This window comes from Streptomyces sp. CA-288835 (assembly GCF_050936385.1).
GTDB lineage: Bacteria > Actinomycetota > Actinomycetes > Streptomycetales > Streptomycetaceae > Streptomyces.
Genome location: NZ_JBNJMW010000001.1, coordinates 693,059 through 712,371, shown reverse-complemented (window position 1 = coordinate 712,371; position 19,313 = coordinate 693,059). Strand labels below are relative to the sequence as shown.

Annotated in this window: 18 protein-coding genes; 9 read left to right on the top strand and 9 right to left on the bottom strand. The window is 70.4% G+C overall.

The annotated features are described in order from the left end of the window. Positions 1–325 precede the first annotated feature (325 nt). Positions 326–2,644: a serine/threonine-protein kinase gene (locus ACQEVY_RS03375; protein ID WP_432944622.1), complete on the bottom strand. Its 2,319-nt coding sequence runs from the start codon at positions 2,642–2,644 to the stop codon at positions 326–328. 326 nt (positions 2,645–2,970) lie between these two features. On the opposite strand from ACQEVY_RS03375, the gene ACQEVY_RS03370 reads away from it, so the two are divergent. The 9 genes from ACQEVY_RS03370 to hypE all read left to right on the top strand — a co-directional run bounded on the left by ACQEVY_RS03370 (position 2,971) and on the right by hypE (position 12,683). Next, positions 2,971–3,150, top strand: coding sequence for a hypothetical protein (locus tag ACQEVY_RS03370; protein WP_432944620.1), 180 nt, complete (start codon positions 2,971–2,973; stop codon positions 3,148–3,150). A 547-nt stretch (positions 3,151–3,697) separates the two neighbouring features. After that, on the top strand, positions 3,698–4,219 hold the full coding sequence (locus ACQEVY_RS03365) for a DUF2637 domain-containing protein (protein ID WP_432944618.1): 522 nt from the start codon (positions 3,698–3,700) through the stop codon (positions 4,217–4,219). Positions 4,220–4,673: 454 nt separating this feature from the next. Beyond that, positions 4,674–6,452 carry an enoyl-CoA hydratase-related protein gene (locus ACQEVY_RS03360; protein ID WP_432944616.1) on the top strand — a complete coding sequence of 593 codons (1,779 nt, stop codon included), beginning with the start codon at positions 4,674–4,676 and terminating at the stop codon, positions 6,450–6,452. Next, positions 6,449–7,045, top strand: a complete 597-nt coding sequence (locus tag ACQEVY_RS03355; RefSeq protein ID WP_432944614.1) for a hydrogenase maturation protease — start codon at positions 6,449–6,451, stop codon at positions 7,043–7,045. The genes ACQEVY_RS03360 and ACQEVY_RS03355 overlap by 4 nt, the downstream gene beginning before the upstream one ends. Before the next feature lie 50 nt (positions 7,046–7,095). Then, positions 7,096–7,866, top strand: coding sequence for a hydrogenase nickel incorporation protein HypB (hypB, locus tag ACQEVY_RS03350; RefSeq protein ID WP_432944612.1), 771 nt, complete (start codon positions 7,096–7,098; stop codon positions 7,864–7,866). Further along, positions 7,863–10,196 (top strand): carbamoyltransferase HypF, encoded by a 2,334-nt coding sequence (gene hypF / locus ACQEVY_RS03345; protein ID WP_432944610.1) that lies wholly within the window; start codon positions 7,863–7,865, stop codon positions 10,194–10,196. Before hypB ends, hypF begins: the two co-directional genes overlap by 4 nt. 3 nt (positions 10,197–10,199) lie before the next feature. After that, positions 10,200–10,481 carry a HypC/HybG/HupF family hydrogenase formation chaperone gene (locus tag ACQEVY_RS03340; protein ID WP_165345666.1) on the top strand — a complete coding sequence of 94 codons (282 nt, stop codon included), beginning with the start codon at positions 10,200–10,202 and terminating at the stop codon, positions 10,479–10,481. Next, the gene (gene hypD, locus ACQEVY_RS03335; protein WP_432944607.1) at positions 10,478–11,620 is read left to right on the top strand and encodes a hydrogenase formation protein HypD; all 1,143 of its coding nucleotides are present in this window, start codon (positions 10,478–10,480) and stop codon (positions 11,618–11,620) included. Before ACQEVY_RS03340 ends, hypD begins: the two co-directional genes overlap by 4 nt. Beyond that, positions 11,613–12,683 carry a hydrogenase expression/formation protein HypE gene (hypE, locus tag ACQEVY_RS03330; RefSeq protein ID WP_432944605.1) on the top strand — a complete coding sequence of 357 codons (1,071 nt, stop codon included), beginning with the start codon at positions 11,613–11,615 and terminating at the stop codon, positions 12,681–12,683. The genes hypD and hypE overlap by 8 nt, the downstream gene beginning before the upstream one ends. Before the next feature lie 48 nt (positions 12,684–12,731). On the opposite strand, the gene hypA is transcribed toward hypE, so the two are convergent. From hypA to ACQEVY_RS03290, 8 genes are all read right to left on the bottom strand, one after another. Further along, the gene (gene hypA / locus ACQEVY_RS03325; RefSeq protein WP_432944603.1) at positions 12,732–13,088 is read right to left on the bottom strand and encodes a hydrogenase maturation nickel metallochaperone HypA; all 357 of its coding nucleotides are present in this window, start codon (positions 13,086–13,088) and stop codon (positions 12,732–12,734) included. Between the two features lie 7 nt (positions 13,089–13,095). After that, positions 13,096–13,245 carry a hypothetical protein gene (locus ACQEVY_RS03320; RefSeq protein WP_432944601.1) on the bottom strand — a complete coding sequence of 50 codons (150 nt, stop codon included), beginning with the start codon at positions 13,243–13,245 and terminating at the stop codon, positions 13,096–13,098. Between the two features lie 83 nt (positions 13,246–13,328). Next, a complete protein-coding gene (locus tag ACQEVY_RS03315) occupies positions 13,329–13,535 on the bottom strand; it encodes a hypothetical protein (protein ID WP_165345780.1) in 207 nt (68 codons plus the stop codon). Positions 13,536–13,577: 42 nt separating this feature from the next. After that, entirely contained in the window at positions 13,578–14,174 is a 597-nt protein-coding gene (locus tag ACQEVY_RS03310; RefSeq protein WP_432944598.1) for a DUF5947 family protein, read from the bottom strand. Then, positions 14,171–14,734, bottom strand: a complete 564-nt coding sequence (locus ACQEVY_RS03305; RefSeq protein ID WP_432944596.1) for a NifU family protein — start codon at positions 14,732–14,734, stop codon at positions 14,171–14,173. The genes ACQEVY_RS03310 and ACQEVY_RS03305 overlap by 4 nt, the downstream gene beginning before the upstream one ends. Continuing rightward, entirely contained in the window at positions 14,727–16,520 is a 1,794-nt protein-coding gene (locus ACQEVY_RS03300) for a nickel-dependent hydrogenase large subunit (RefSeq protein ID WP_432944594.1), read from the bottom strand. Before ACQEVY_RS03300 ends, ACQEVY_RS03305 begins: the two co-directional genes overlap by 8 nt. Positions 16,521–16,584: 64 nt before the next feature. Continuing rightward, positions 16,585–17,676, bottom strand: a complete 1,092-nt coding sequence (locus tag ACQEVY_RS03295; protein ID WP_432944592.1) for a hydrogenase expression protein HypE — start codon at positions 17,674–17,676, stop codon at positions 16,585–16,587. A 1-nt stretch (position 17,677) separates the two neighbouring features. Next, positions 17,678–19,264, bottom strand: a complete 1,587-nt coding sequence (locus tag ACQEVY_RS03290) for a hypothetical protein (protein ID WP_432944590.1) — start codon at positions 19,262–19,264, stop codon at positions 17,678–17,680. Between the last annotated feature and the right edge of the window lie 49 nt (positions 19,265–19,313).

Genomic DNA, 19,313 nt, shown 5'->3' with positions numbered 1-19,313 from the left:
GGGTTCGAACCTGCGACCGACGGGCAGCCCGATTCTGCGGCTGAACGAGCTGCGACGATTGGGCTATCGGGATGCCGCGCGGATCATCACCGATGCAAAGGTCCTGCTCGAGTTCCCCCGAGGGCGACGTGAGGCCCAGGGACATCATGCTAGAAGCGGTTCGCGAACTGGACGACCCCTGACATGACGTCATTGATGTGATTCGGCTGGCCTACACGTGATGTGCTCCGGGCTCGATGGAGGACCACTCCACCGATCAGCGGTTCAATACGCGGGGATCCGGCGCTGCCGCCGCACAGGGACCGGAGCAGCACCCCCTCGGCACTCACCCCCGGTCCCAGCCGCCGACGATTCCCAACGTGAAGCCGAGCTGCTTCCACTGCCCGGACTCGGCCCGGTCCAGCCAGAGCGGCCGCTGGCTCGGTCTGCCGTCGGCGTCGTAGCGGTACCGGTCGAGCAGGGTGTCGTGCTGGCCGCCGCGGAGTGCGGTGATCACGGAGGCCCGTACCTCTTCGATCTCCCTGCCGTCCGTGGCGATCGTCTTGAGCGCGGTGAGCAGGGAGCTCGCAGCCTCGTACTCCTCCAGGGCGCCGGGCCGGTCGGGCAGCGCGCGCACCCGCTTGCACCAGGTCTTGTCGATCCGCCAGCAGTCCTCGGGGCCCACCTGATGGGACATGGAACGGATCCGGTAGACGCCGTCGGGGATCTCCAGGGCACGGTCCGGCACTGTCGCGTAGCCGATGCAGCTGTTGGACGGAACCGTGGCCACGACGATCGGACCCTGGAAGCCCGCCTCCTTCATACGGACCGCCCACCTCTCGGCGTCGAAGTGGAAGTCGGTGGTGATGGTCATGGCGTCGGCGCGTGCGAAGACCTTCTTCAGTTCGGCGTTGCTCGTCTTCTTGGGGTCCTTGGTACTGATCGTCGCCGTGCCGCCGTCCGTCTCCTTCTCGAAGGCCGCGGCCAGTTGCCGGGCGCCCGAGGTGTCCGCGATGTGTTCCTGGGTCATCACGAGCAGGTTCTCCAGCTTGTCCTGGCTCGCGAGATTGCGGGCCAGTTGCCAGGTCCAGTCGTCGTTGTGCGGCAGGAGGGTGAAGCCGTTGCCGTTGTGTATGTACGTCGTCGAGTCATCGCAGACGGAGAGAGTCGGCAGGTTGGCCCTGGGGGGCGTATGGCCCAGCGCTCTCGTATCGCCGACGACTCCGAGCAGCCCCGGGTACTCGGCGAGGAGGCGGCTGTAGCCCTCCATGCTGCTGAAGTCGCTCTCGGCCGGGCTGATCCCCACCACGTCCACCGCGAGGCCGGATTCCTCGCCGAGTACGTCGCGCACCGCCTGCTTCACCGGTCCGGTGTTGTCGATGCGCTTCTCACTGGAGGCGCCGAGCGGCTCGTGCACCGCGGCGATCGTGTACGGGGTACCGCCCGCGGCCCGCGTTTCGCCGGAGAAGCCCCCGTCCGTCAGGCTGACCGTCAGCACGACGCCCAGGGCGGCGGCAAACGCCCCAATGACAGCGGCGCGGAGCCGACGGCGGCGCCTCGGAGCGGGTGCACGACTGGCCGACGAGATGGGCGGCTGCCGGACGAGGTGCGGCTGCTGAGCTGGGGCGGGCGGATCCGGCGGGTCCGGTGCCGATGACGACTCCGGTGGATCGGGTGGGTCCGGTGCCGATCCTGGCCCCGATGGATCGGGCGGGTCCGGTGCCGATGACGGCTCCGCTTCCGGACCCGGCTCCGACCCCGACGGCCCCGCCGCCGACGACGGGAGCCCCGCTTTCAGCCCCCTCCGAACCCGCTCCACCGCAAGCCGCGCCGTCTCCGCGTCCCGTGGCCGGTCCGCCGGTTCCTTGGCCATCAGGGACAGGATCAACCGGTCGACGGCCTCAGTGAGTTCGGCGCGGGCGCGGCTCGGCAGGAGGGGCTTGTCGTGCAGGTGGTTGTACATCACCCCGGCCGCAGGGCCGACGAACGGCGGTCTGCCGACGAGGAGTTCGTAGAGCACACATCCCAGGGCGTACAGGTCCACGCGCCCGTCGGTCGACTCCTGCCGGAACTGCTCGGGCGCCATGTACAGCACGCTGCCGATCGGCAGCTGTCCGGTGCGGGTCAGCCGGGACGCTGTCTCGGCGCACTCCAGGTAGGCGGCGACGCCGAAGTCGAGCACCTGGACCGTGCCATCCGGGCCGACCATGATGTTCGCCGGTTTGATGTCCCGGTGCACCACGCCCGCCGTATGGGCCACCTCGAGCGCCCGGCAGATCTGTTCCGCCCAGTCGAGCGCTGTGCCGAGGGGGATGCGGCCCTCCGCGCGCAGCGCCTGCTGGAGTGAGCGGCCGGTGAGCAACTGCATGACCAGGTACGGGACTCCGGTGACGCCGGGCTCCGAGTCGCCGGCCGGGGCCGTCCCATGGTCGAAGACCGTGACGATGTGCGGGCTGTCCAGCGCGGCGACGGCTCGCGCCTCCCGGCGGAACCGGGCCAGCAGTTCGGTGCGCTCGGCCTCGTCGATGTCCGCGGGCGGCGCGAATATCTTCACCGCGACCTCGCGGCCCAACTCCTCGTCCAGGGCGCGCCAGACCTCGCCCATGCCGCCGGCACCGATGGACTCCATCAGCCGGTAACGCCCATTCAGCAGTCGCCCCTGCACGGTCCCCCCGTCCCGCCCCGCAGCCCCGTCGTCAGGCTCCCCGTCCTTCGAGACTAGTTACGGAGGGCACGCCTCAGTAGGGGCGCGCCCATCCGCTTCCTGAGCGCAGCCCGCGACCACATGCCCGGCGACGGTGGGAAGCGTCAGACCTCGAACGTCAGCTTGCCGATGCCCATGCCGGGGTGGTCGCGACAACCGAGCCTCAACCGTCGGCGCTGTCCGGTGTGTCGGCGTCGGTGACTTCGATCGGGACCGGGCCGTTCTCGGCGTCGCGTCCGGCGGCGCGAAGCCCTTGACCCGTTCACCGAGCGGAAGCGAGGAGAACCGTGGGAACGAACCGAGGCCGACACGAACCCCTCACCGTGAGCTGGGAGCTCGAAACCATCGGCGGTGAGGAGGGCGCGGCGCTGGCGCGGCGCCAGGCGGACGTGATGCTTGAGGTGCTGGCGTGGATCGTCGAGCAGCGGCGCAAGCAGGCCGGTTGCACGGCACCCGAGCAGGGGTGACAGCGCACGTTCCCGCTGGTCGTCGTGGCCCACACAGGGTTCGCACCTGCGACCAACGAGCAGCCCCCACGTTGTGCCGCAGCGCTCCCCCTGAACTGGGCTTTCTCACGAACGCGCGGCAGAAACGCCCCTCGGGGCCGTAACCCACAGGCACCCCAGAAACACCAGAAAACACACTGTGGCGCGCTGACCTGTACCTTCAGCGCGCCACATAGAGTGCCCCGGGCGGGGGACACAGGACATGGGAAGGGGGGTCATCGATTTCGGGCGGGCAACTGGTGATCGAGACGGTTGTCCGGCTGCATCGGTAGGTCGTCGGCGATTGGCCGCAGGTTCGAGTCCCCGGCGGGGCGCGTGGCAGAAGGATGGCGGTCTGAGCTGGGGGTTTTGACGGGCCAGCTCGTCGTTGAGGGGAGCTTCTGTCCGACGGCGCGGGGGAGGGCGGGGCGGTGAGGCGGCCCGTCGTGCGGCTCGGGGCTGATCTGGAGGCGCGGGTTCGGCGTACGGGAGCCTTGGTGGTCGGGCGGTTGCGGCGTACGCCTCGTCTGTGCATCAGCGGGAGTTCGCTCTTCAGGGTGGGGCGGATCGTGCCAGCGCGACCCTGTGGCCGCTGTCGGTTGACGGCTTGCTCCTGTTGGCGACCGCCAGTGTCCTGAAACAGCCGACCGCACGGGACCGGCGTACGCGCTATGTGGTGCGGCTGGCTTTTCTGCTCGGCATCGCTGTGTCCCTCGCGGCCAACATGGCCGCGGCGCCCGCCCTGGAGTGGAAGCCGGTCTTGGTAGCGGGGTGGCCGCCCGTGGCACTTCTGCTCGCGGTGGAGCTTCTTGCTCACCGCTCCGGCGATCAGAGCGAGATTGCGACTGCAGATCTGCCCATGGACGAAGGCGCCGGATCTGGTGATCCCCTCCTCGCTCGTGCTCGGCAAGTAGACGCTCATCACCGGGAGTTGTATCAGCGGCCTGTGTCAGCTGAGTCGCTGCGCAAGGAATTGCGTATCGGCGCAGGACGGTCCAGGAAGTTGGTGGCGTTGGTGCGTACGAGCCGCAATGGCAACGTTCATGGTTGAGTACCCGGCGTACAGCCCGACTCGTCTGCCAGCAGGGCTCTGGCCTGGGGTTGTGGCCTGGTTGGGGCCCTTTGCCGTGTTCGGGCGCTTCCCGCTTCTACCTGTGAGTTCCCGGGAGTTCCCGCGCAAGTGTGCACGCGTTGTGCACTGGGGCCGGGTGCGTGCGGTGGGCTCGATGAGTGATGTCACCGAGCCGGCGGAGGGGGCTGGCGGGAGCCGGGGTTTCGACCTGGACGCCGAGGTCGGAGCCTGGAAGGCCGTGAAGCTGTATATAGGGAGCAAATCACTTCAAAGAGACCAAGCCGCAAGAGCGACGTAACACCGCAAGCCATACCTAAATGCCCACTAAAGCCTGAGGAATGCGATCCGGATGGAGGAAGCAACCTGACGGAGGTTGACGAAACGCCGCCGTGGTCCTTCTCCGCCTTCCCTGGACCGGCGAACATGCCGCGTCATGGACATCTTGCTCGTCGCCAGCGCGTTCAACAGCCTGTCCCAGCGTGTGTTCGCGGAACTGTCGGACCAAGGGCACCGGGTGGACGTCGTTCTCGCCTCACACGGCGCCGAAGCTGTCCGGGCCGCAGTACGCGAGGCTCGCCCGCAGCTGATCATCGCTCCGATGCTGAAGACTGCGCTGCCGGACGACGTGTGGCGGGAGCACACCTGCCTCATCGTGCACCCGGGGCCACCCGGCGACCGCGGCCCGTCCGCCTTGGACTGGGCGATCGCCGAGGAGGCATCCCACTGGGGAGCGACGGTGCTCCAGGCCGAGGCGGCGATGGACGCAGGCGACGTGTGGGCTGCCGAGTCCTTCCCGGTGCCGCCGGTCGGCAAGAGCGACCTGTACCGGGGCGAGGTCTCCGACGCCGCCGCGGCCGCCGTCCTGCTGGCCGTACAGCGGTACGCCGACGGATCGTTCAAACCGCAGCCGCAGAGCGATCCCGCGATCCGCGTGGTGTGGCGGGACTTCTTCCGCCAGGAGCGGCGAAGGATCGACTGGGAGAACGACAGCACCGAGACGGTGCTGCGTTCGCTCCGCGGGGCCGACTCGCAGCCGGGGGTCTTGGACGAACTCCTCGGCCGGGAGGTGTTCCTGCACGGCGGCGCTCCCGAGGACCGACTCCGTGGACGCCCCGGAGACCTGCTCGCGACGCGGTCCGGAGCGGTCTGCCGGGCCACTCGGGACGGCGCGGTGTGGATCCTGGAACTGCGCCCCCGCAAGAGTTCTGGCGACCCGGCGCCGTTCCGCCGCCCGGCGGCCTCCGTGCTCGCCTCCCTCCCGGCTCCGCCCGGCGCCACGACGGGCGCGGAGAGCGGGTATCCGCCTCGGTCCGGCGACCGTCCGGTGTGGCTGCCGGCGGTCACTGCCCCTCTCGAACTGCCCTCGGGCCGGAACACCTGGACTGACATCCGGTACCGCCAGCACGGCGACATCGGTTTTCTGGCCTTTTCGTTCCCCGGCGGGGCGATGAGTACCGACCACTGCCGCAGGCTGCTCGCCGCCTACCGGTACGCGCTCACCCGCCCCACCTCTGTGCTGGTGCTGGGCGGATCCCGCGACTTCTTCTCGAACGGCATCCATTTGAACGTCATCGAGGCGTCGACCGACCCCGCAGGCGAGTCCTGGACCAACCTCAACGCCATGGACGACCTGGTCGAGTCGGTGCTGCGCACGACCGACCGCCTGGTGGTCGCGGCGCTCGGCGGCAACGCCGCGGCCGGCGGCGTCATGCTCGCCCTGGCCGCCGACGAGGTCTGGTGCCGCAAGGGCGTCGTCCTCAACCCGCACTACCGGCGCATGGGCCTGTACGGATCGGAGTACTGGACGTACACGCTGCCGCGTCGCGTCGGATCCGAGACGGCGCAGCGGCTGACGACCGAGGCGTTGCCGGTGAGCGCCGCGACCGCCGCGCGGATCGGACTTGTGGACCGTCTGGTGCCGACGCCGGTGCAGGAGTTCGCCGCCGAGGTCGAGCGCATGGCAGCCGCACTCGCCGCGGCCCCGGACCTCGGGCGACGGATCGCCGTGAAGGCCGCGGCACGTCAGGCGGGCGAGGCGCGGCGACCGCTCGCCGAGTACCGGCGGGCCGAACTCGCCCGCATGCGCGCCATCTTCTTCGATCCGCACGCCTCGTACCACGCCCTGCGTTCGGCCTTCGTCCGGAAGCTGCCGAACGGCTCCGCACGGCCCCTGTCAACGGCCGTCGAGCAGGTCGCCGGGGGCGTCCGGTGACGCGGACCGGTACGCGTCTGCTGGTGGCGGGCGTCGGCAACATCTTTCTCGCGGACGACGCCTTCGGCCCCGAGGTGATCCGCGCCCTTGACCAGCGACCGCTGCCGTCCGGGGTGCGGGTACGGGACTTCGGCATCCGCGGTATGGATCTCGCGTACGAACTGCTCGACGGCTACGACACGGCCGTCCTGGTCGACGCGGCCGCGCGGGGTCACCGGCCGGGCACCCTGTCGTTGATCGAACCGGACCTCCCCGACCGCGCCACGGGCGCCGCCCCACCCGAGGCGCACGGCATGGACCCGGCGAAGGTCCTGGCCCTGGCCGCTCACCTCGGCGACGAGCCGCTCCCGCGCGTCCTCGTACTCGCCTGTGAGCCCGAGGTGGGGCCACGCGGCGACGAGGACATCGCCCCGGGCATCAGCGCACCGGTGCGCGATGCGGTCGAGCGGGCCGTCGCGGCCCTGCACACCATGGTCCCCGTGCTGCTCGCCGACCCCGCGGCCACGCCCCCGTTGAGCCGCCCGGACGAATCCGCCGACCCGCCCCCGGCCGGGCTCCCACTCCCCGTCGGCGACGGCACCGAGGATCGGTAGCGGACCGGCGCCCCGGTCCCTCCCTCTACCGAACGCGAGGAGCAGCGCCTGTGTGCGAGTCCGTGGATGAGGTCACTCAGGCCGTCCTGGCGAAGAACGACGGCCTGGCCGCGAGCCTGCGTGAAGAACTGGCCGGGCGTGGAGTGATGGTGGTCAACCTCCTGTCCAGCCCGGGCAGCGGTAAGACGGAACTGCTCGGACGGGTGCTGGCCCGGGCGGTGGAGCGGCGCATCCCGGTGGCCGCTCTCACCGCCGACCTGGCCACCGAGAACGACGCCCACCGGCTCGCCCGATCGGGGGCACCGGTGAAACAGCTGCTGACCGACGGGCTGTGCCATCTGGAGGCCCGCCAGCTCCGCGACCACGTGGAGAGTTGGCTGCCGGACGCCACCGCACTGCTGTTCGTCGAGAATGTCGGCAACCTCGTCTGCCCCGCGGCCTACGACCTCGGCGAGAGCCTGCGGATCGTGTGCATGGCGGTGACGGAGGGGGAGGACAAACCGCTGAAGTACCCCACCGCGTTCGGCTCCGCCCATCTGGTGGTGCTCACCAAGACCGATCTGGCCGAGCCCGCCGCTTTCGACGCGGCAGCCTTCGACGCCCATGTGCAGCGGGTCAACCCCGGAGTGGAAGTGGTGCGGTCCTGCGCCCGCGACGGCGACGGCATCGACACCCTCCTGGAGCGGGTGCTCGCCGCGCGGGACGGAGCCCCCGTCCACCGGCCTCCCCTGGCACCACACCCGCACGGCCACATCCATGAGCCTGCCGGAGAGTACGCCGAAGGCGCATCCGGCCTCGTGGCCGGCCGCCGCGTCTCGTGACGGCGCCCCCCACGCAGGCTGTGCGCCGCCGCGTCACCGTGCGCGGCACGGTGCAGGGCGTCGGATTCCGCCCGTACGTGCACCGTCTGGCCACCGACCTCGCGTTGGCGGGGTTCGTGAGCAACACGGCGAGCGGTGTGCTCATCGAGGTGGAGGGCCCGCCCGACGGTGTCGCTCGCTTCTGCGACCGGCTGTGCACCGAGCCTCCACCGCTGGCCGCCGTCACCGGCGTGGGCGTCGAGGACCTGCCCGCCACCGGTGCCGACGACGCCTTCCAGATCCGTTCCACCGAGCGGTCTGCGGGCCGCACACTGCTTCCACCCGACACGGCGACCTGCGTCGACTGCCTGCGGGAGCTGACCGATCCGGCCGACCGCCGCCACCGGCACCCGTTCGTCACCTGCACCCACTGCGGGCCCCGGTTCACCATCGCTACGGGGATGCCGTACGACCGGGCGGTCACGACGATGACCGGCTTCCCGATGTGTCCGGCCTGTGCCCGGGAGTACGGCGACGTCGGCGACCGCCGCTTCCACGCACAGCCCGTGGCCTGCCCCGACTGTGGTCCCCGGCTGTACCTGGTGCCCGGTCCCGGTAGCGGGATCCGCCCTGCGCGGGGCACGGACGCCCTGGCGGCGGCACGGGCTCTGTTGGCCGCCGGACGGATCGTCGCCGTCAAGGGCCTCGGCGGCTACCACCTGGCGTGCGACGCCACCGACGCTCGGGCCGTCGACACGCTGCGCACCCGCAAGGCGCGTGGCGGCAAACCGTTCGCGGTGATGTGCGCGGATCTCGACGCAGTGCGGCGGATCGCCATGCTCTCCGCCGCCGAGCAGGCCACTCTCACCAGCCCCCGGCGTCCCATCGTCCTGCTGCGCCGACGCGCGCAACAGGAGGTTCTCGCGCCCGGCGTCTGCCCCGGCAGCCCGCACCTCGGGGTCATGCTGCCCTACGCCCCCGTGCACACCCTGCTGTTCGGGCTGCCCGGCGATCCGCCAGGTCCGCGTGTGCTGGTCATGACGAGCGGCAACCGCTCGGGGGAACCGATCGTCACGGACGACGACGAGGCACTGACCCGGCTGTCCGGGCTGGCCGACTCCTGGCTCGCCCACGACCGGGCCATCGCCTCGCCGTGCGACGACTCCCTGCTGCGCGTGCGCCGCGACGGTAGCGAGCAGGTGCTGCGCCGGTCCCGAGGGTACGTACCCCGTCCGCTGCGCCTGCCGGTCACGGTGCGGCCGACGGTAGCCGTGGGCGGCGACCTGAAGAACGCGCTGTGCATCGGCGAGGACGACCAGGCCTGGTTCGGTCCGCACATCGGCGACATGGGTGACCTGACCACCCTGGAAGCGGCCCGGCGGGCGGAGTCACAGATGCGGCGTCTGACCGGGGTCAGCCCTGAGCTCGTCGCCGCCGACCGGCACCCGGGATACCACTCGGTCCAGTGGGCTCGTCGGCGAGCCGCCCACCTGCCCTGGCGCACCCCCGTTTTCGTCCAGCACCATCACGCGCACATCGCGTCGGCGATGGCCGAGCACGGCCTCGACGGCGCCACGCCCGTGATCGGCGTCGCGTTCGACGGCACCGGTTACGGCGACGACGGCACTGTGTGGGGCGGCGAGATCCTGCTCGCCGACTACGCGGGCTACCGACGCTTCGCCCATCTGACCTCCGCCCCGCTGCCCGGTGGAGACGCGGGAGTGGCCAACCCGTGCCGCCTGGCGCTGGCCCGGCTGTGGGCCGCCGGTGTGAGGTGGGACGCGGATCTGCCTTGCGTCGCCGCCTGCACGCGCGACGAACTGGCTGTCCTGGAGCGGCAGTTGACCCGGAGCGTGGCCTGCGTGGCGACCTCCAGCATGGGCCGGCTCTTCGACGCGGTGTCGTCCCTCGTGGGCCTGTGCCACCGCGCGGGATACGAGGCCCAGGCCGCCCTCGAACTGGAAGCCGCGGCCACATCGGCCTGGGACGCCGACACCTCGGCGTACGCCTTCGGCATCGCTGCCGGCGGATTCGACCCGGCACCCGTGCTCACGGCGCTGATCGCCGATCTGCGGCGGGGTACCCCGGCCCCCGTGCTCGCCGCGCGCTTCCACCGAGGCGTGGCGCGGGCCGTCGCGGAGCTGTGTCGGCGTGCACGCCAGGCCACCGGACTGACCACCGTCGCCCTCAGTGGCGGCGTCTTCGCCAACGCGCTGCTGGAGGAAGAGTGCACGGCGCTGCTCACCGACAAGGGCTTCGCAGTCCTGCGCCACAGCGAAGTCCCCCCGAACGACGGCGGTTTGGCCCTGGGACAGCTGGTGGTCGCGGCGCACGAACGACAAGAGGAGTAACCCATGTGTCTGGCAGTGCCCGGCAAGGTCGTGGCCATCGACGACAGTACCGACCCGCTCACCGGGCTGGTCGACTTCGGCGGTGTGCAGAAACAGGCGTGTCTGGAGTACGTGCGCGACGTGCGGGTGGGTGAGTACGTCATCGTGCACGTCGGGTTCGCGCTCCAGCGCCTGGACGAGGAATCGGCTCTGGCCTCTCTGCAGCTCTTCGAGGAACTGGGCCTGCTGGAGGAGGAGTTCGGCGACGCCTGGGAGCAGGCGGCAAAGGAGGCGGGAACCCAGTGAAGTACCTCGACGAGTTCAACGACCCCCACCTGGCCCGGCGCCTGCTGGACGAGATCCGTGCCACTGCCACCCGGCCGTGGGCCCTGATGGAGGTGTGCGGAGGGCAGACCCACTCGATCATCCGGCACGGCATCGACCAACTGCTGCCTGAGCAGGTGGAGTTGATCCACGGACCCGGCTGCCCCGTGTGCGTCACACCGCTGGAGGTCATCGACAAGGCGCTGGAGATCGCCTCGCGCCCCGGCGTGATCTTCTGTTCCTTCGGGGACATGCTCCGGGTACCGGGCAGTGACCGCGACCTGTTCCGGGTCAAGGGCGAGGGCGGCGACGTACGCGTGGTCTACTCGCCGCTCGACGCCCTGGAACTGGCTCGCCGCAACCCGGACCGGGAGGTGGTCTTCTTCGCCATCGGCTTCGAGACCACGGCCCCCGCCAACGCGATGGCCGTGCACCAGGCACGCCGCCTGGGCCTGACCAACTTCAGCCTCCTGGTGTCGCACGTGCGGGTGCCCCCGGCCATCGAGGCCATCATGACGGCCCCCACCTGCCGGGTGCAGGGCTTCCTGGCCGCCGGGCACGTGTGCAGCGTGATGGGCACGGCCGAGTACCCGCATCTCGCCGAGCGGTTCGGCGTACCGCTGGTGGTGACCGGCTTCGAACCCCTGGACATCCTCGAGGGCATCCGCCTTGCCGTCCGCCAACTGGAGCGCGGTGAGCACCGGGTGGAGAACGCGTACGCGCGCGCCGTGCGTGAGGACGGCAATCCGGCCGCCGTCCGCATGATCGAGGAGGTGTTCGAGGTCACCGACCGGAACTGGCGGGGCATCGGGCCCATCCCCGCCAGTGGCTGGCGGCTGACCGACGCCTTCCGCGCGTACGACGCCGAGCACCGCTTCGACGTCACCGGAATCCGTACCGAGGAGCCCGCCGAGTGCCGCAGCGGCGAGGTGCTCCAGGGGCTGATCAAACCGACCGAGTGCGCCGCGTTCGGCACCACCTGCACCCCGCGCACGCCGCTCGGCGCCACCATGGTCTCCAGCGAGGGCGCCTGCGCGGCCTACTACCTGTACCGCCGGATGAACGCCCCGACACCGCCGGCCGACCGGGCCGCGCGGGAGGAGATGAACCCCGTTGCCTGAACAACTCGCCGACACGGTCGACCCGGCCAACTGGACCTGTCCCGCCCCCCTGCGCGACCAGCCGGTCGTGGTGATGGGGCACGGCGGCGGTGGAGCGCTGTCGGCGGAGCTGATGGAGCAGGTCTTCGCCCCCGCCTACGGCAACGCCATCCTCACCGCGCTCGCCGACTCCGCCGTCCTCGAACTGGGCGGCGCGCGGCTGGCCTTCTCCACCGACTCCTACGTGGTCAGACCGCTGTTCTTCCCCGGCGGCAGCCTGGGCGACCTGGCGGTCAACGGCACCGTGAACGACCTTGCGATGAGCGGTGCCAGGCCGGCGTACCTCTCCGCCGCCTTCGTCCTGGAAGAGGGCGTGGAACTGACGGTCGTCGAACGGATCGCGCACGCCATGGGTGCGGCGGCCGAGGCCGCCGGGGTCACCATCGCCACGGGTGACACCAAGGTGGTGGAGTCCGGGCACGGCGACGGTGTGTACGTCACCACCGCCGGTGTGGGGCTCGTCCCCGACGGGGTGGACATCCGACCCCAGCGGGCGCGGCCCGGTGACGCCGTCATCGTCAGCGGTCCGATCGGCCTCCACGGGGTGGCGATCATGAGCGTCCGGGAGGGGCTGGAGTTCGGCGTCGAGGTCGCCAGTGACACCGCGCCGCTGGCAGACCTGGTGGCGGCCGTGCTGGCCGTCACCCCGGACATCCACGTGCTGCGCGATCCCACCAGGGGCGGGCTCGCCGCGTCCCTCAACGAGATCGCCCGCGCCTCCGGAACCGGTGTCCGGCTGCGGGAGCGCGCCATCCCGGTGCCGGACGCGGTGGCGAACGCCTGCGGCTTCCTGGGGCTCGACCCCCTCTACGTCGCCAACGAGGGGCGGCTGGTCGCCTTCGTGCCCCCGTCGGCGGCGGAGGAGGTCCTCGCGGCGATGCGTGCCCACCCGCAGGGCGGCGGAGCCACCCTGATCGGCGAGTGCGTGGCCGAGCACCCCGGCATGGTCGTGGTCTGCACCGGCCTCGGCGGCACGCGGGTGGTGGACCTGCCGCTGGGCGAGCAGTTGCCGCGTATCTGCTGAGCCGGACGCGAGTGGGCCCCGCCGACGTGTCGGCGGGGCCCACTCGCGCTAGGTCGGGACCGATAACGGCTCGATCCCGGTGATCTGAAGTTCCCGGCCGCTGCGCAGCTCGGTGGAGGGCTGGTCACAGCGCGGGCACCAGAAGAACGGCGGCATGCCCACCGGAAACTCCTCGGCGCACGGACCGCACCATGCCTGCGCGGGGACCTGCTCGACCACGAGCCGTGCGTCGGCGAGGGCGGTGCCGTCGCGGGCCACCTCGAAGGCGAAATCCAGGGCGTCGGGGACGACGCCCGCCAGTTCGCCGACCCGGACGGTCACCGCCGAAACGGCGTTCGTCCCGTTCGCCCGGGCCAGCTCGTCGGCCCGCTCGATGATCGCGGTCGCGATCGACAGTTCGTGCACGGCCTGCTCACGGGTACCGGTGGCCGGCGCGAAAACCGCCGGCCATCCGCCAGATCCGCGCCTCCCGCCTCAGGCTGGGGAGCTCCCACACGAGCAGCGCCACCACGAGACCGCCCGCCACGACGGCCTCGGTCTTCAGCACCCGCTGTCCGGTCATCCTGGCTCGCCTGCCCGGGGCAGCCGGCCTTCGTGCTCGTTGGACTTTCATCTTCGGCGACTCCCTGCTGTTTCTCGTCCCGCTCATCCCGGCGAGATGTTCGGCATGGTGTCCGCGAGCGCGTCATGCCGCTTCCAGTGGATCCCGGTGGAGCGCCGCGCGTCGGCGGTGCCGTCCTCGTGGTGACCGGTCTGGTCCTCGTAGCGCCCCTTGTTGCCCTGGTGCATGCCGGCGACGTGCCGGGGCGTGTCGGGCTTCGCCTGGGGCCTGCCCACTCTGATGCTGCCCATGGGATGATCTCCTTCCTCGCCTCCGACCTGCGGAGTGCGTGCTCATGGCCGTTCGGTGAGGTCCTCGAAGAACCGCTCGACGGCCTGCCAGATCCGGCCGCCTCCGGACAGGCCCCGCCACTCCCGGCGTACGACCGCGACCATCCGGTAGCAGTCGTCGATCGGCACGATCCAGTGGTGGTCGAGGCCGTGGACGGTGTTCACCAGCAGTGCCTCCACCTCGGGTTCCACGCCGGCGAGCTGCGGACACGTCGCGGCCAGCTGCTGCCATGCCGCCGCGTCCACCTCCCACCGCATGGCTCCGGCCGGACTCGGGCCCTCGGCGGTGACCGTGCCGTCTGCCCGGGGCACGAAGAAGACGAGGCCGACGGGTACGCCCAGAACTTCCGTGTCGACCCGAGGAAGCCGTACTCGGCGCCGGGGCACGAGCCGGTAGTGGCCGTCACCCGCCCCGCCCTGTGCGAACAGCACCGAGCAGGGACGGCAGACGCAGCGCACTTCCTGCTGCCCGGTGTCGTACAGGTGGGCGTGTTCGTCGGGCACCGGCGCGGCGCACAGGTCGCACACCTCCGACTCGGCCGCCGCCGTGCGGTCGGCCGAGGCACGGACGAGGCGGGCCAGCGCTCCGTCCGTGATCACCGGGTGCCTCGGTGCGTCAGCGTGGCCAGCGGTACGAACGCCAAGGCCGCCTGCCCGTCGGAGGAGGTCGGCAGCGATTCCACCGCCGTCAGTTCCGGAGCGGCGGCGAGCACCGCCTCCTGGACCGCGTCGGTGACCTCGGTCGCCCCGCTGCCGCATCCGGAGCCGCACCCGCCGCCCGACTTCAGGCGCACCCGGCCCACCTGCCCCTCCACACCGGCCCACTCGACGTCGCCGCCGCGTTCGCGTACGGCGGGCCGCAGCCGCTCGACCGCGCGGGCCGCCCGGCGCTCGGCCGGCTCGGGGTGGATGTCGTGCAGCACCATCAGGTGCCCGAGCAACTCGTCGTCGGCCAGGCGCTCGGCCAGCTGCCCGTCCGTCTGGTCCAGGATCCGGGCCAGCGCCTCGCCGTAGACCTCGGTCAGGAGCACGACCGCCTCGGTGGCGGAGCGCGTGGTGGGACCGGGCGTGGACTGGAGCCCTTCCAGCAGGTCGTCGAGCCGGGCCAGCCGGGCCTCCACGTCCGGGTCCGCCAGCCGCGCGGTGCCGGCCTCAGCCATGGTTCGCCCCGTACGTCGGCGAGTGCAGGGTGGTCAGCGTCTTGCCCTTGCCGACGTACATGTGCACGCCGCACGGCAGGCAGGGGTCGAAACTGCGGACCGTGCGCATGATGTCGACGCCCTTGAAGTCGTCGGGCCCGTTCTCCTCGAAGATGGGCTGACCCTGGACGGCGTCCTCGTACGGGCCGGGGGTGCCGTACATGTCGCGGGGGCTGGCGTTCCACGGGGTGGGCGGGTACGGGTGGTAGTTGGCGATCTTCTTGTCCTTGATCACCAGGTGGTGGGAGAGGACACCGCGCACGGCCTCGTGGAAGCCGCAGCCGATCGCCTCGTCGGGCACCTCATAGTTCTCGAACACCTTGGTCTCGCCGGCCCGCACGAGCCCCATGGCCTCCTCCACGAACTGCAGGGCCATGGCGGCCGCGTAGGCGATGAAGTACGGCCGGGCGCGGTCGCGTTCGATGGTGTTGCTCCACTGCGGGATGCGCCACTCCAGAGTCGTCTCCGGCAGCGACTCGCCCTTGGGCAGGGAGATGCGCACGCTGTGGCCGGTGGCCTTGACGTACGGGGTGTCGACCAGGCCGTTCAGGGCGGTCGACCAGAGCCGGGCGAGCGGGCCGCCGCCGGTGTCGAGGGCCAGGTGCTGATCCGTCTTCTTGTCGTACCAGCGCGGACTCATCACCCAGCTGTACTTTTCGTCGAAGTTGCGCTTCTGCGGCACCGGGACGGTCGTCTGGTTCCACGGGTGGCGCATGTCGACGGGGTTGCCGAGCGGGTCGTGGGTGACGAAGGGCCGTTCGTTGACCCAGTCCTCGTAGTACGAGCTGCCGAGCAGGATCCGCAGGCCGAGGTTGATGTCGACGAGGTTGTTGGTGACCAGCTCGCCGTCGACGATGATGCCCGGGGTGACATACATGTCCTTGCCCCAGTTGTTCATCGTCTCGTAGCGGTAGTCGACGGACGTGGGGTCCTGGAAGGCTCCCCAGCAGCCCAGCAGGATGCGGCGGCGGCCGACCTCCTCGTAGCCGGGCAGCGCCTCGTAGAAGAAGTCGAAGACGTCGTCGTTCATGGCGACGGCCTTCTTGACGAAGTCGATGACCCGCATGAGCCGGCTGAGGTAGTCGGTGAAGGTGGTCGGCTGCGGCATCGTGCCGACGCCACCGGGATACAACGTCGACGGATGGACGTGCCGCCCCTCCATCAGGCAGAACATCTCGCGGGTGACCCGGCTGACCTTCAGGGCCTCCTTGTAGACCTCGCCCTCGAAGGGGTTGAACGCCCGCATGATGTCGGCGATCGTCCGGTAGCCGTGAATGTCCCCGTGGGGAGCTTCGGTGCGTTCGGCGCGGGCCAGTACACCGGGGTTGGTGGCCTTGACCATCGCCTCGCAGAAGTCCACGAACACCAGGTTGTCCTGGAAGATCGTGTGGTCGAACATGTACTCGGCTGCTTCGCCGAGGTTGACGATGTAGTCGGCCAGCGGGGGAGGCTTGACGCCGTAGGCCATCTGCTGGGCGTAGTCGGAACAGGTCGTGTGGTTGTCGCCGCAGATGCCGCAGATCCGGGACGTGATGAATCCCGCGTCACGCGGATCCTTGCCCTTCATGAACACCGAGTAGCCGCGGAACAGCGACGAGGTGCTGTGGCACTCCACGACTTCCCGGTTGGCGAAGTCGATCTTCGTGTAGATGCCCAGGTTCCCGATGATCCGGGTGATCGGATCCCAGGACATGTCCACGAGCTCTGGCGGCTTGCGCCCCGTGGGCCGGGCCTCGGTTGTGGTCATCTGCGGTACTGCCCCTCGCTGTCGGTTTTCCATGGGCGTGGTGTGGGGTGGATGGGGCGCGGCATCAGGGCCGCCAGCGCGGGTCGTAGCCGCTGGTCAGCTTCCGCTTGTTGTGGCGCCACTTGGGCTCGTGGTTGACCAGCTCGTTCGTCATGCCGCGAAGGCGGCGGACGACGGCCCCGTACGGCTTGATGGCCAGCGAGGAGAGCGTGCCGCCGGGAGGCTCGTCCATAAACGGCATGAACGCGTCAGGGAAGCCGGGCATCGTGCACCCGATGCAGATACCGCCGACGTTCGGGCAGCCGCCGATGCCGGCCATCCAGCCGCGCTTGGGCACGTTGCAGTTGACGACAGGACCCCAACAACCCGTCTTGACCAGGCACTTGGGCGAGTTGTAGTCCTTGGCGAAGCTGGCCTGCTCGTAGTACGAGCCGCGGTCGCAGCCCTCGTGCACCGTCTTCCCGAACAGCCACTGCGGGCGCAGCATGTGGTCCAGCGGTGGCGGAGGTGCGGAACCGGCCGCGTGATAGAGGACCCAGATCAGGGTCTCCATGAAGTTCTCGGGCTGGATCGGGCAGCCGGGCACGTTGACGACCGGCAACCCGCCCTGGGAGGTGTAGTCCCAGCCCAGGTAGTCGGCGAGGCCCATGCAGCCGGTCGGGTTCCCGGCCATGGCGTGGATGCCGCCGAAAGTGGCGCAGGTGCCGGCGGCCACCACCGCCCAGGCCTTGGGCGCCAGTTGGTCGATCCACCAGTTCAGGGTCTGCGGTTCACCGGTCTCCGGGTCATTGCCGAAGGACGTCCAGTAGCCGTCGCCCTCGATGATGTTCTGGTTGGGGATCGAGCCCTCGATGACGAGGATGAACGGGGTCGCCAGCTCGCCGCGCACCGCCGCCCGGTAGGGCGCGAGGAAGTCCTCGCCGCCCAGGCTCGGTGAGAGCACCTTGTTGACCAGGTTCACCTTCGGCAGGCCCGGGATCAGACCGAGCACCAGATCCTCGATGGAGGGCTGGCCGGCGGCGGTGAGAGAGACGGTGTCGCCGTCGCAGCTCATGCCCTCGGAGATCCAGAGGATGTGGATCTCGTCGATACCCTGCCGGTCCTCGGCGCGACTGGGTTCCTTGCTGACTTCTGCGGTACTGCTGTCGGTTGTCATGTCATCGGCCTCCGCTGCAGGGGGTCTCGGAGTCGGTCGTGTGCCGCGCCGGGGGTGCGGCGGGAGCCGGTGACGCCGGCTCGTCCGGGACTTCGGCGGGCTCGAGCGGTTCGAGCTCGTCGGGCCGGAAGTAGTGGAAGCGGCCGTACCAGGTGTGCAGTTCGGACGCAGGATCGTCGTCGAGGGTGACGGCGAGGTGCACGCTGCCGTCGACGTCGTGGAAAACTGCGGCCACCTCGGCGGTCCGTCCGGACAGGAACATGTCCTGGGCGTCGGCGCCCCGTCCCCGTGGTCGAAGCCGGACGCGGCTGCCACCGCCGAGGGGCACGCCGTCGACGAGGACCGTGTCGGTGGCCGGGGAGAAACCGTCGTCGGCGCCCTCCTGCCACCATGCGGGTCGCTCGGGAGCGGCAGCGGGAGCGGCTGTGGTGGGGATGACCGGTGCCAGGGAGCGGACGGCACCGTGCAGCCGTGCGAAGACCTCCGGGGGCATGGTCTCGACCCGGTCGAGGATCGCGGCGGCCCGCAGGTCGGTGGCGCGTGCCTCGCGCTTCTCCTCGTCGGTCAGCAGCATCGTGCGCAGAGTGAGGATCTCGTCGATCTCCGCTGCGTCGTGCAGATCCCCCGGGCTCTCCGGAGCCACCTGCGGGTGGTCGGGCAGAATGATCGGTGAGGACAGCAGAACGTGTCCGGTGCCGCCGCCCTGCGGGCTGCGGGAGCGGGCCGGGGCGGTGGGGGATCCACCGCCGAGGACGGGGAAGGTGAATTCGTTCCGGCACCTGCCGACATGTGCAGCCAGGTCCGTGGGCGGATCGATCAGCGAGACGAACTCCACGCCTTCACCGCCGACGAGGGTATGGGTGGCGATGAGCGCACGGCGCAGCGCCTCGTCGCGTGGGGCCCGCGGATCCGGCACAGATCCCGTGTTCGTGGTGCGTACCCGGAGTCGGCACAGGTCCGGCGAGAGCTGCTCGGCGGCGACAGTTGTGCTCGCCCGTAGCTCCTCCCGGCGCCGCACTACCCGACCGGCGTGACCCGGCAGTGGCTCGATGTCCACCCCGGCCTCCGCTCCCACCGAAACGGTGCGTTCACTCTGAAATAGGTCGTCCAGGCAGACCGCGACATCGACTTCGCGCGGCACTGCCTCGTCGAAGGTCAGATGAGCCGTGCCGTTGTCGGTCCGCAACGACTCGACGGCGCTGTGGCCACCGTCCCGGCCGGTTTCCTGCACCTGCTTGCGCTGCATCTGCAGGTACCGAAGTCGCACTCGTACGGACGCGCCGGGCCGGCGGATTCGCAGCAGGCACTCGGTCTGCTGGTACCAGGAGTCGGCGGAGCCGGACACACCCGGGACGACGGGGCCCTCCGACTCAACCCAATCCCGGGGGAAAAGCACCCCGAACTGCCACCGGACGCGGTTCTTGGCCGAAGACCGACGGTAGGGATAGAGGAGGTAGCCCTCATACAGGACGGCGTCGGCGACGGCGCTCAGCTGCTCGAAGTCGCATGGGGACCCGTCCGACGGCCCTTCCGCGCCACCCCCCTTGGCAGCGCACGGCATGCCGCTCTCGGCCAATCCCTCCGACATCGCGCCTCCTCGTCTCCGTGTGCACGCCATGCCTTCCACCACAGTCACA